At 70.8% G+C, this 11,720-nt stretch carries 10 protein-coding genes; 7 read left to right on the top strand and 3 right to left on the bottom strand.

All coding sequences use genetic code 11. The features are described from left to right. The 4 genes from AC5IG3_RS17600 to AC5IG3_RS17585 form a co-directional block, all read left to right on the top strand. On the top strand, nt 1–410 hold a 410-nt coding region (locus AC5IG3_RS17600), incomplete at its 5' end, for an energy transducer TonB (protein ID WP_491907584.1). Nucleotides 411–461: 51 nt separating this feature from the next. Beyond that, nucleotides 462–1,223 (top strand): MotA/TolQ/ExbB proton channel family protein, encoded by a 762-nt coding sequence (locus AC5IG3_RS17595; protein ID WP_491907583.1) that lies wholly within the window; start codon nt 462–464, stop codon nt 1,221–1,223. Nucleotides 1,224–1,251: 28 nt separating this feature from the next. Next, nucleotides 1,252–1,680: an ExbD/TolR family protein gene (locus AC5IG3_RS17590; protein WP_491907582.1), complete on the top strand. Its 429-nt coding sequence runs from the start codon at nt 1,252–1,254 to the stop codon at nt 1,678–1,680. Between the two features lie 99 nt (nt 1,681–1,779). Then, complete coding sequence (locus AC5IG3_RS17585; protein ID WP_491907581.1) at nt 1,780–2,547, top strand: LuxR C-terminal-related transcriptional regulator; 768 nt, start codon at nt 1,780–1,782, stop codon at nt 2,545–2,547. On the opposite strand, the gene AC5IG3_RS17580 is transcribed toward AC5IG3_RS17585, so the two are convergent. Together AC5IG3_RS17580 and queA are read right to left on the bottom strand one after the other, a co-directional pair. Further along, complete coding sequence (locus tag AC5IG3_RS17580) at nt 2,491–4,905, bottom strand: ATP-binding response regulator (protein ID WP_491907580.1); 2,415 nt, start codon at nt 4,903–4,905, stop codon at nt 2,491–2,493. The two genes, AC5IG3_RS17585 and AC5IG3_RS17580, sit on opposite strands and share 57 nt — an antisense overlap. A 1-nt stretch (nt 4,906) precedes the next feature. Next, the gene (gene queA / locus AC5IG3_RS17575; protein WP_491907579.1) at nt 4,907–5,986 is read right to left on the bottom strand and encodes a tRNA preQ1(34) S-adenosylmethionine ribosyltransferase-isomerase QueA; all 1,080 of its coding nucleotides are present in this window, start codon (nt 5,984–5,986) and stop codon (nt 4,907–4,909) included. A 109-nt stretch (nt 5,987–6,095) separates the two neighbouring features. On the opposite strand from queA, the gene AC5IG3_RS17570 reads away from it, so the two are divergent. The 3 genes from AC5IG3_RS17570 to recG are packed head-to-tail and all read left to right on the top strand — an operon-like array spanning nt 6,096 to nt 8,810. Continuing rightward, a complete protein-coding gene (locus AC5IG3_RS17570) occupies nt 6,096–6,320 on the top strand; it encodes an AbrB/MazE/SpoVT family DNA-binding domain-containing protein (RefSeq protein ID WP_491907578.1) in 225 nt (74 codons plus the stop codon). Between the two features lie 8 nt (nt 6,321–6,328). Then, entirely contained in the window at nt 6,329–6,745 is a 417-nt protein-coding gene (locus tag AC5IG3_RS17565; protein ID WP_491907577.1) for a type II toxin-antitoxin system death-on-curing family toxin, read from the top strand. Then, complete coding sequence (recG, locus tag AC5IG3_RS17560) at nt 6,735–8,810, top strand: ATP-dependent DNA helicase RecG (RefSeq protein ID WP_491907576.1); 2,076 nt, start codon at nt 6,735–6,737, stop codon at nt 8,808–8,810. Before AC5IG3_RS17565 ends, recG begins: the two co-directional genes overlap by 11 nt. A 23-nt stretch (nt 8,811–8,833) precedes the next feature. Here recG and AC5IG3_RS17555 read toward each other — a convergent pair whose 3' ends face one another. Then, entirely contained in the window at nt 8,834–11,683 is a 2,850-nt protein-coding gene (locus AC5IG3_RS17555; protein WP_491907575.1) for an EAL domain-containing protein, read from the bottom strand. Between the last annotated feature and the right edge of the window lie 37 nt (nt 11,684–11,720).

Here is an 11,720-nt window from a genome sequence, read left to right as displayed (position 1 = left end):
CCGCGCCGCCCCCGCCCCCCGAGCCGCCTCCGCTGGCGGCACCGACGGCTCCACCCGCGCCCCCGGCACCGCCTGCGCCACCGGCTCCACCCGCGCCAGCCACCCCGCCCGCTGCGGCCCCCGCCGCGCCGCGCAAGGTCGTGCTGACCGACACCGACTGGGTGCGCCCGCCTGCCTACGAGTACCCGCGCGCGGCCGAGCGGCTGCGCGAGGAGGGCACGGTGCAGGTGCGCATCCTGTTCGACGGGCGGGGCGTGCCGCGCACGGTGGAGCTGCTGCGCTCGTCCGGCTCGCCCCGGCTCGACCAGGAGGCGCTCGCCAAGGCGCGCCTCTGCCGCGCCAAACCCCGGCTGGAGAACGGCGTGCCCTTCGAGTTCTGGGCCACGTCCGAGGCCGAGTTCAAGTTCTGAACCCGTCCCTGATCTGAATTTGAATCTGAAATTGTCTTGCAGGAGTTTTTGATGAGTCCCACTGAAGTTGTTGCCGCCACTGCGGCCACCGAGCTTGTCCCGTCCGGCATGGGCTTTGGCCATTTCATCGCCCAGTCGGACGCCGTCGGCAAGACGCTGCTGGCCGTGCTGGTGCTGATGTCGGTGCTGTCCTGGGCGCTGATCCTGATCAAGAGCCTGAGCCAGGTGATCCGTCGCCAGCGCAGCGACAAGTTCCTGAAGTTCTTCTGGAACGCCCGCTCGCTCGACGAAGTCCAGGCCGGTTTCGAGACCCATGACGCGCGCGACCCCTTCAGCCACCTGGCCGCGCAGGCGCTGCACGCCCAGGCGCACCACGCCCGTTACGGCGCGGCGAATCTGGCCGAGGCCGGCACGGCGCAGGACTTCGTCACCCGCACCATCCGCAAGGTGCTCGACGAGGAAACCACCCGGCTCGAAAACGGCCTGACCACGCTGGCCACCATCGGCGCCACCGCGCCGTTCGTCGGCCTGTTCGGCACGGTCTGGGGCGTGTACCACGCGCTGCTGGTGATCGGCGCGGGCAGTGCCGGCACGCTCGACCAGGTGGCCGGCCCGGTGGGCGAGGCGCTGATCATGACCGGCATCGGCCTGGCCGTCGCCATTCCGGCGGTGATGGCCTACAACGCCATCACGCGCGGCAACCGGGTGCTGGGCGCGCGGCTGGACGGCTTCGCCTTCGAGCTGCAGACCTTCCTGTCCACCGGCTCGACCCTGGTCGGCGGGCAGGGCGCAGCGCGCCAGGCGCAGTCCTGATTTCACCCCCCAACCCGGAGACCCCGCCATGGCATTCGCCAGTTTCGACCGCCGATCGGCCAGCGCCCCGCTGGCCGAGATCAACATGGTGCCGCTGATCGACGTGATGCTGGTGCTGCTGGTGATCTTCATCGTCACCGCGCCGCTGCTCACCCACTCCGTCAAGCTCCAGTTGCCGCAGGCCAGCAGCCAGGTGCAGCCGGCGGTAGCCGACAAGATCGAGTTCGCCATCGACGCCCAGGGCCTGCGCTACTGGAACGGCGAGCCGGTCAGCCGGGCCGAGGCGGCCCGCCGCTTCATGGCCCAAGGGGGCAGCAGTGTGCAGCCCGAAATCCACCTGCGCGCCGACCAGGACGCGCCGTACCGCCACGTCGCCCAGACGCTGGCCGACGCCTCGGCCGCCGGGCTGACGCGGATCGGCTTCGTCAGCCAGCCCGAGACGCCTGTGGCCCGCTGAATGCGTGACGCAATGCAAACCGCCTCGCCCTGAGTCGGGAATCAAGCCATTCCCAGCGCAGGGCTGGTTATAGTTTGGGCCGCTCTGACTGCCCAACCGATGTCTCTCACCCCTTCAGTGCCCGCCGGGCACACCCCGCCGGACCCTGCCGAGGCTGACGCTCCGGTGGACCGGATCGATGCCGGCGTTGCCGCCACCAAGGCGCTGCTGGTGGACGACCACACGCTGTTCCGCGAAGGGCTGGCGCTGCTGATGGCAGAGCGCTTCCCCGAAGTGCACCTGCTGCAGGTGTCCGACCTGACCAGCGCGCTGGTGCACCTCAGCGCCGACCGGGGCATTGACCTGCTGCTGCTCGACCTCGGCCTGCGCGACAGCCAGGGCACCGACAGCCTGCCGGTGCTGCGCTCGGTCGCGCCCGACCTCACGGTGGTGGTGCTGTCCGCCGACGAGCGGCCCGAGACCATTCTGGCCAGCATCGAGCTGGGTGCTGCGGGCTTCATTCCCAAGACTGCCCGCAGCGGCGCGATCGAGGCCGCGCTGCGCGTGGTGCTGGGCGGGGGCATCTATCTGCCGCCGCAGCTGTTCCGGCATCTGCCGGCGTTCGATCTGCCCTTGCCCGACGACTCGCTCACGGCCGCCGAGCGGCAGCTGGCCGTCATCTGGGAGCTGGGGCTGACACCGCGCCAGGTCGATGTGCTGCGCCTGCTGGTGGTCGGCCTGTCGACCAAGGTGATCGCGCGCCAGCTCGGCCTGGCCGAGTCGAGCGTCAAGACCCACCTGCTCGGGTTGTTCCGCCGGCTGGGGGTCAGCTCACGCGTTCAGGCCGTCATCGCGGCGGCCCGCGCCGGGCTGCGTTTCGATCACTGAGTCCGGCACGCGACCCGACGCCCGCTGCAGTTGCAGCACCGCAGCCAGCAAGGCCTCGGCGCGAAACGGCTTGTGCAGCACCGGCACGCCGCTGGCGTCCAGCCGTGCCAGCTCGTCCGGGGCGGTGTTGCCGGTGATGACCAGCACCGGCACCGGGCCGGCGTAGCTGTGCAGCGCCTCGATGGCCTGCAGGCCGTTGCTGCCGTTCAGGCGCCAGTCGGTCACCAGCAGGTCGATGCCGCTGTGGCCGCGTGGCCGCATCGCCAGGCGCTGGCGCAGCGGCGTCACGCCCGAGAAGCTCTGGACCTGCGCTCCCCAGGCGGACAGCCGCGCCGCCAGCGCTTCACGCACCGTGGCCTCGTCATCGACCACCGCCAGCCGCAGGCCGAACAGGGGCCAGGCGGGTTCGGGGGGCGACAGTGCCTCGGCCGTCTGCGAGGGCCGCAGGGCCGTCGAAGCCCGTGGCAGGATCAGCTCGAAGCAGGATCCCTGCCCGACCCGCGAGCGCAGCCGCAGCTCATGGCCGAGCAGCCGGGTCGCCCGCCGCACGATCGCCAGGCCCAGCCCCAGGCCGGCGTGGCTGCTCTCGCCGGCCTGGCGGCTCTGCACGAACTCCTCGAACACCAGGCCCTGCTGGTCTTCGGCGATGCCGATGCCGCTGTCCCACACCTGCAGCCGCACCTGCGTGCCGTGCCGGCGCGCCGCAATCAGCACGCCGCCGCGCGGGGTGTAGCGCAGCGCGTTGCCGACCAGGTTGCGCAGGATCTGCTCCAGCAGCACCGCGTCGGTGTGCACGGCCAGCGGCGTGGCGCGCAGCCGCAGGCGCAGGTTCTTTCGCGTGGCCGTCGGCTGCTCATGGGCTTCGATGGCATCGAACAAGGGCTGCAATACCACGGCGCTGCGGCGGGGCTGCACCGTGCCGGCGTCGAGCCGCGACAGGTCGAGCAGGCCCTTGAGCAGTTGTTCCAGCGACGCCATCGCTTCATCGACCCGGTCGATCAGGCGCAGCTGCGCCGGGGCGTGGAGCTGGTCGCGCAGCAGGTCGATCATCAGCCCGATGCTCACCACCGGCTGGCGCAGGTCGTGGCTGGCCGCCGCCAGGAAGCGGGTCTTGGCGCGGTGGGCCTGTTCGACCGCCTGGGTGCGCTCGGCCACGCGGCCTTCCAGATCGGTGTTGAGCTGCTCGACCTCGCGCAGCGCGCCGGTCACGCGCTGGATCAGCCGCCACGCAAACACCGACAGCACCACGGGCAGCGCCAGCGGAATCCAGTAGACAGCCATCACCGAGAAGGTGCCGCGCCAGCACAGATAGTCGTGGCCGGCCGCGACCACCAGCGTCAGCACCGCCGCCAGCAGCACCAGCCGGGTAGAGGATCTCAGCGCGCGGGCGTTGCGCGCCACCAGCACCAGCGGCGGCAGCACCACCACGAACATCAGCGGATAGGCCCAGGTCCGCAACGCGTCCATCGCCCCCAGCGCAGCGGCCGGAATGGCCGCCAGCATCAACACCACGCCGGTCACGCCCAGCACCTGGCGCCAGGCGTGCCCGCGCAGGTCGGCCATGCCGAGCGCCAGCCCGCCCAGCAGCATGGCGTTGAAGATCTGGCTGGCGTACATGAAGCCGTCCAGCAGCATGCCGCGCGCGCTCGGCGGCGTCAGGATCTGGACCGTGCTGCGCAGCGAGATCGCCAGCCACAGCAGCCCGAAGCCGCCCAGCAGCCACTCGCTGCGCCGCCGCCACCAGAAAATCAGCATGAACAGGCCGAGCGCCATGCCCGCGCTGTTGAGCATCACCGGCAGCGTCATCACCCGCCACTGCTCCAGCTGGCTGGCGTCCCACAAGGCGCTGGCCGGGCCGATCACCACCGGCGACAGCCCGCCGCGTGTCGAGTGACGCACGGTGATCAGCAGCTCATTGCCGCCACGCTGCAGCAGTGGCGACGGCAGCGGCAGCCAGTTCGGCGTGGCGCGGCTGGAGGGGGTGCTACGGTGGGGCAGGTTGGCCTGCGTCAGGCGGCTGCTCAGCAGCGTGCCGTTGAGCCGCACCTCATGCTGCTCGGCCAGACGGTCGATCTGCAGCGCCCAGCCTTCCTGCGGCCACTGTGACAGCGGTGGCAGCACGAAGTTCAGCCGATACACCCCCGCGCCCCGGTTGGACAGGCCGCGCTGCGCCCAGGTGTCGGGCAGCGCAACCGTCTGTTCGGCCACGACCTGCCCATCGCTGCTGAACTGCGCCTGCGTCAGCACCGTGGCCGGTGCGGCGGGCTGCGCCCACAGTGCGGCGGGCAGCAGCGCGCCGATCAGGCCGAGCAGCAGCCCGCGCCACAGACGCAGCACCGTCCGCAGGACAGCCCGCACGTCAGCTCTTGAGGCGGCTCAGCAGCATCGCGTCACCGTAACTGAAGAAGCGGTAGCGCCGCTCGATCGCCTCGGCGTAGAGCGTGCGGATGCGCGCGTGGCCGGCCAGCGCGCTCACCAGCATCATCAGCGTGCTTTTGGGCAGGTGGAAGTTGGTGATCAAGCGGTCGACCACCTGGAAGGCGAAGCCTGGGGTGATGAAGATGTCGGTCTCCTGCGCGCCGGCCAGCAACACGCCGCTGCGCGCGGCGGACTCCAGCGCGCGCAGCGTGGTCGTGCCCACGGCGATGACCTGGCCGCCGCGTGCGTGGGTCGCGGCAATCGCGTCGACCGTGGCCTGCGGCACCTCGAACCACTCGCTGTGCATGCGGTGCTCGCTCAGTTGCTCGACCCGCACCGGCTGGAAGGTGCCCGCGCCGACGTGCAGCGTCACGCTGGCGCGGCCCACGCCGCGCTCGGTCAGCGCGTCCAGCAAGGCTTCATCGAAGTGCAGCGCAGCCGTTGGGGCTGCCACCGCGCCCGGTGCGCGGGCGAACACGGTCTGGTAGCGGCGCGCGTCATCAGCATCGTCCGCGTGAGTGATGTAGGGCGGCAGCGGGATGTGGCCGAAGCGATCCAGCAGCGCGAACGCGTCCGACGGGAAACGCAGGTGGAACAGGCCGTCCTCCGGCCCGCAGCGGCCCAGCACCTCGGCGCGGAAGGTTTCGCCTGCGTCGTTGCGGAACACCACGCCCTGGCCGGCGCGCGGCGACTTGCTGGCGCGCAGGTGCGCCCAGACCTCATGGCTGCCACCGGCCGAGGCCGGCAGCACGCGCTCGACCAGCGCCTCGACCGCGCCGCCCGAGTCCTTGGCGCCGTAGAGCCGTGCGCGGATCACCTGCGTGTCGTTGAACACCAGCAGGTCGCCGGGGTTGAGCAGGCCGGGCAGGTCGCGAAAAATGCGGTCGACCGACCCAGGGCCGCTGGCGTCCAGCAGCCGCGAGGCGCTGCGCTCGGGCGCCGGATGCTGGGCGATCAGCTCGGGCGGCAGGTCGAAATCGAAATCAGCGACGGTGTAGGAGCGGGGCAATGAAGAAGTCACGGTGTCGGTCGCGATGCAAAAGCACTTGCAGAAAAGAAGGGGAGTGGCGCAAAATATAACAAAAGTTATAACTTGCGCGCCTCAACTTGAACGCCTCACGGAGATCGCCATGCACAGCCTCAAGCTCACTCAGATCGGCAATTCGGTTGGCGTGATTCTGCCCAAGGAGGTACTGGCGCGGCTCAAGCTGGGCAAGGGCGACACGGTGCACCTGACCGAGACGCCTGACGGTTTTGCGCTGACGCCCTTCGATCCGGCGTTCGAGGAGCAACTCGCGCTCGGCCGCGAGTTCATGCGCGAGTACCGCGACACCTTCCGCGCGCTGGCCAAGTGAGGCTCGCAGTGAATACGCCAGCGAACGACGCCTGGCGCTGGATCGACAAGCGCATGCTGGTGCTGCTGCACGACGAAAGCCTGGCCGATCACGGCGGCGCGTCAGGCTTGCGTGATGAGGGCCTGCTCGATTCGGCCCTGGCTCGACCGGTCAACCGCGCCCTGCACGGCGCTGAGCCGCCCCCGGACGTGGCCGAACTCGCCGCCGCCTACGGCCACGGCTTGGTCATGAATCACCCGTTTGTCGACGGCAACAAGCGCGCGGCTTTCCTCAGCGTTGGTCTGTTCCTGGCGCTCAACGGCTGGCGGTTGACCGCCGGCCAGGCGGACGCCACCGTGGGCGTGTTCGAGCTGGCCGGTGGCGGTCTGGACGAACCCGCCTTTGCCGCCTGGCTGCGCCAACACATCGCCCGCCGTGCCGGTTGAACTCTCGGCGCCGGCCGCCAAAAAAACCCTCAGCGCGCCGCAGCGGGCGCTGGAAAAGCTCGGGCTGACGCGCGACATCGACCTCGCGCTGCACCTGCCGCTGCGCTATGAGGACGAAACCCGGCTGACGCCGCTGGGCACGGCGCATGAGGGCGATCTGGTGCACGTGGAAGGCGTGGTGCGCGAGGCCCGCGTCGAGCTGCGGCCGCGCCGGCAGCTGATCGTCAAGCTGGTCGAATCGGTCGGCCAGGCGCCGGGCCGCGCCGAGCTGATCCTGCGCTTCGTGCACTTCTATCCGTCGCATGAAAAGACGCTCGCGCCCGGCGCGCGGGTGCGGGTGCGCGGCGAGTTGCGCGGCGGCTTCTTTGGCCGCGAGATCGTGCACCCGGCCTTCAAGGCCATCGAGCCCGGTGCGCCGCTCGCGCGTGAGCTGACGCCGGTCTACCCGACCAGCGCGCAGCTGCCGCAGGCCTATCTGCGCAAGGCGGTGATGGCGGGGTTGTCGCGCGCGCGGCTCGATGAAATCGTGCCCGCCTCGCTGCTGCCTGCCGGCCTGCCGGCGCTGCGCGAGGCGCTCTACCTGCTGCACCACCCGCCGGCACGCACCCCCCTGCACGCACTGCAGGAGCGCGAGCACCCGGCGTGGCAGCGCATCAAGTTCGAGGAACTGCTCGCTCAGCAGTTGTCGCAACTGCAGGCCCAGCGCGAGCGCGCCAAGCTGCGCGCCCCGGCGCTGCACGGCACCGCCGGTGGCCTGCATGAGCAGCTGCTGGCGGTGCTGCCGTTCCAGCTGACGGGCGCGCAACGCCGCGTCGCCAGCGAGATCACCGCCGACCTCCGCCGCGCCCAGCCGATGCACCGGCTGCTGCAGGGCGACGTCGGCTCCGGCAAGACGGTGGTGGCGGCGCTGGCCGCCTCCATCGCGATGGGCGCGGGCTGGCAGTGCGCGCTGATGGCACCGACCGAGATCCTGGCCGAGCAGCATTTCCGCAAGCTGCTGCAGTGGCTGGCGCCGCTGGGCATCGACGTGGCGTGGCTGACCGGCAGCCGCAAGGGCAAGGCGCGCACCGCGATGCTGGAGAAGGTCGCCAGCGGCGCCGCGCAGCTGGTGGTCGGCACGCATGCGGTGATCCAGGACGACGTGACGTTTGCCAGGCTCGGCCTGGCCGTGATCGACGAGCAGCACCGCTTCGGCGTCGCCCAGCGGCTGGAGCTGCGCCGCAAGCTGGCGCTGCAGGCGCTCGAACCTCATCTGCTGATGATGAGCGCCACGCCGATTCCGCGCACGCTGGCCATGACCTACTTTGCCGACCTGGACGTGTCGACCATCGACGAACTGCCCCCGGGGCGCACACCCATCGTCACGCGCGTGTTTGCCGCCGACCGGCGCGAGCAGGTGATCGCCCGCGTGCGCGACGAGGTCGCCAAGGGCAGCCAGGTCTACTGGGTCGTGCCGCTGATCGAGGAGAGCGAGGCACTCGATCTGCAGAACGCCACCGAGACGCATGCGCTGCTGTCGGCCGAATTGGGTGGCGTGAATGTCGGCCTGCTGCACGGCCGCATGAGCTCCGCCGACAAGGCCGCCGTGATGGCGCAGTTCAGCGCCAACGCCATGAGCGTGCTGGTGGCCACGACGGTGATCGAGGTCGGCGTCGACGTGCCCAACGCCAGCGTGATGGTGATCGAGCACGCCGAGCGCTTCGGCCTGGCGCAGCTGCACCAGCTGCGCGGCCGGGTCGGGCGCGGTGCGGTCGCCAGCGTCTGCGTGCTGCTCTACACCGGGCCGTTGAGCCAGACCGGTCGCGACCGCCTCAAGGCCATGGCCGAGACCACCGACGGCTTCGAGATCGCCCGGCGCGACCTGGAAATCCGCGGCCCTGGCGAGTTCATGGGTGCACGCCAGAGCGGTGACGCGCTGCTGCGGTTTGCCGACCTGACGCACGACGCCCCCCTGCTGCTGCAGGCCCGCGAGCTGGCGCCGCAGCTGCTGGACCAATACCCCGCCGCCGCGCAGGCGCAGATCCAGCGCTGGCTGGGTGGCAAGCTGGAGTACCTGAAGGCCTGAAAACCGGGGCGTCGGGCTTTGGACTACAGCGACAGCATCCGCGCGTCCAGGTGCTGTTCGTCCGCCGGGGTGGCCTGCAGTCTCAGTGATTCCTGCCAGGTCGCTGCTTCATGGACTGGCAGGGCGGGCGAGAACAGGTAGCCCTGCAGCCGGTCGCAGTGCAGTTGCTGCAGACGCCGCCGCTGCGCTTCGGTCTCCACGCCTTCAGCCACCACCTGCAGCCCCAGGCTGTGCGCCATGGCGATGGTGGCGCGCACGATGGCGGTGCTGTCGGGGTCGATGTCGATGTCGCGCACGAAGCTGCGGTCGATCTTGATCTCGTCGATCGGAAAGCGCTTGAGGTAGGCGAGCGACGAGTAGCCGGTGCCGAAGTCGTCCAGCGACAGGTTCACGCCCAGCGCGTGGATGGCGCTCAGCAGATCGTGCACCTGGGCGGCATCCTTCATGGCGGCGGTTTCGGTGACTTCAAGCGTCAGCAGGTGGGGCGGAATGCGGCTCTGGGCCAGCAGCTCGCCCAGGGTCTGGACCAGGCTGCGGTCCATGCATTGCAGCACCGAGATGTTCACGGCCACCGGCACCTGCGGGCCGCCGCGCTGCTGCCAGCGGGCGATCAGCTGCACCGCTTCGCGCAGCGCCCAGTGGCCCAGCGTCAGGATCAGCCCGGACTCTTCGGCCACGCCGATGAACTCGTCCGGCATGATCAGGCGGCCGCTCTCGTGGCGCCAGCGCAGCAGGGCTTCGAAGCCGACCAGACGGCCCGTCAGCGTGGCCACCTGGGGCTGCAGGTGCAGCTCGAAGTGGCCCTGCTCCAGCGCGCTGCGGATGTCGGCCTCCAGGCTGAGGCGATCGCGCGTCCACAGCGCCCAGGGGCCGGTGGCCGCCTGGTAGAACTGCCAGCGCAGGGCGGGCTGTGCCTTGGCGGCGTACATGGCCGAGTCGGCCAGGGCGATCAGGGTTTCGAGGTCGACGCCGTGTTCCGGGGCCAGCGCAATGCCCACGCTGCAGCTGCTGGCAACTTGCAGGCCATCGAGGTCAATGTCCTGACTGAGCGCGGCGACGATGGCGCGGGCGGCAGTTGCTGCCTCTGACTGGGTCGCGAGTCCGGGCATCAGCACCACAAACTCGTCCCCGCCCCAGCGCGCCACGGTGTCGCCGGGGCGGCAGGTGGCGCGCAGGCGGGCGGCGGTGACGCGCAGCACCTCGTCGCCGTGGTGGTGGCCGAGGCTGTCGTTGATGCGCTTGAAGCGGTCCAGGTCGATGAAGAGCAGGGCGGCCAGACGATCGGGCGCCTGCGCCAGCGCGGTCGCCAGCCGGTCGGACAGCACCGTGCGGTTGGAGAGTTGCGTCAGGGCGTCGTGGCTGGCGGTGTAGGCCAGGCGCGCGGTGGCGGCCAGCTCTTCGGTGACATCGCTCAGCGCCAGTACCACGCCGTCGGGGCGGCCACGCCGATCCTGCATGGGCGAGAAGGTGGCCCGCAGCGCCCGCAGCCCGGCGGGGGTGTGGATGCGCACCGGCTCGGGCAGCGGTTGACTGCGGGTGGCCGGGGGGGTGATCGACAGGGCTTGCTGCAGGGTTTGCTGCAGCCGCATCAGGCTGTGCGCATCGAACGCAAAGACCTCGCCCAGGCCGGCACCAGCGGGCACAGCCTGACGTGCCAGGCGCTCGGCGCTGGGGTTGAGGTGATCGATGCCGCCGTCCGACCGCATCACGATGACCGCGTCGCCAATCGCCTGCAGCGTGGCCTGGGCCTTGCGCCGGGCGCGCTGGCCGTCGCGGTGGGTGCGCCAGTGGCGCTGCCCCATGCGGGTGACGGCGGCGGTCAGCAGGGCCAGCGTCGGCAGGGCGGGCGCGAACCACTGCTGCTGCGTCAGCAGCACGCCGCTCATGACCCAGGGCAGGGTCAGCGTCGCAGCCACGGTCAAGGCGCACCTCAGGCTCGGCACGTTGCGGCACCACAGCAGCAGCGCAGCTACCACCAGCGCGAGGCTGGCGCTCCACTGTGCGGGTACGGACCACGGCGTGATGTGCGCGCCCTGGCGCAGGGCTTCGAAGGCGTGCGCATGGAACTGCACCGCCGAGATGGGTCGGTCATGCGGCCACAGCGAGGTCTGCAGCGGCTGATCCAGGCCCGACGCCGTGACGCCGACAAACACCGTGCGCCCGCGCACCTTCTGCGCCAGCGCGGGGTCAGCCAGCGCCTGCACGAAAGAAATCTCGGGCAGCGCCGCCTGGCCCTCGCCGGCCCGGGGCAGCAGGACAGGTGGTGTGGTGGTCCAGGTGTGTGGCGTGAGGGACAAGGCCGCGTCGGCATCGGTCAGTTCGGCCGCCTCAGGCGGTGGCAAGGCCGCCAGTGCCAGTGCCGGCCAGAGCGGCGCACCCGGCCCGGCTTTCAAGGCCAGGCGGCGGACGTGGTCGTCGGCGTCGATCGGCACCTGAACATGGCCGATGCGACCGTGCACCTGCAGCGCGGGCTGGGGCAGCACGACGTCGTCGACGGTCGTGGCAGTAGGGGTGGCCGGCGCTGCGGCCAGCACGGTGCCCGGCCTGCGCTGCAGCGCGGCGGCGAGGGCGGTGTCGCCCTGCGCATCGGCGGCCTCGGCGAACAGGATGTCGAGCACCACCTGCGTGGCGCCCGCTTCGTGCAGGCGGTCGAGCATGCGCGCATGCAGTTCGCGCGGCCAGGGCCAGCGGCCCAGCGCGGCGAGGCTGGTGTCGTCGATGCGCAGCACCACGCTTTGCGGCGCCTGCTGCAGCGCCGGGACGAGCAGGTCAAAGCCCAGCAGGTCGATCCGCTCGGCCAGGCGTGGTTGCACCGCCCCGAGCAGCAGCACCCCCAAGCCCGCCAGCCACCAGGGCTGGAACCAGGTTTTCAACCGTGATCGGCGGGCGGGGAGGCGCAAAGGCGGCATG

This window comes from Leptothrix sp. (in: b-proteobacteria), assembly GCF_965250675.1.
Taxonomy (GTDB): Bacteria; Pseudomonadota; Gammaproteobacteria; order Burkholderiales; family Burkholderiaceae_C; genus Sphaerotilus.
This window is presented reverse-complemented; position numbering and strand designations above follow the sequence as displayed.

What these genes read in the sequence shown, in the direction of transcription:
- AC5IG3_RS17570 (WP_491907578.1), top strand. Translation starts at nt 6,096, where the DNA reads ATGCACAGCCTCAAGCTCACTCAGATCGGCAATTCGGTTGGCGTGATT.
- AC5IG3_RS17590 (WP_491907582.1), top strand. Translation starts at nt 1,252, where the DNA reads ATGGCATTCGCCAGTTTCGACCGCCGATCGGCCAGCGCCCCGCTGGCC.
- AC5IG3_RS17595 (WP_491907583.1), top strand. Translation starts at nt 462, where the DNA reads ATGAGTCCCACTGAAGTTGTTGCCGCCACTGCGGCCACCGAGCTTGTC.
- AC5IG3_RS17585 (WP_491907581.1), top strand. Translation starts at nt 1,780, where the DNA reads ATGTCTCTCACCCCTTCAGTGCCCGCCGGGCACACCCCGCCGGACCCT.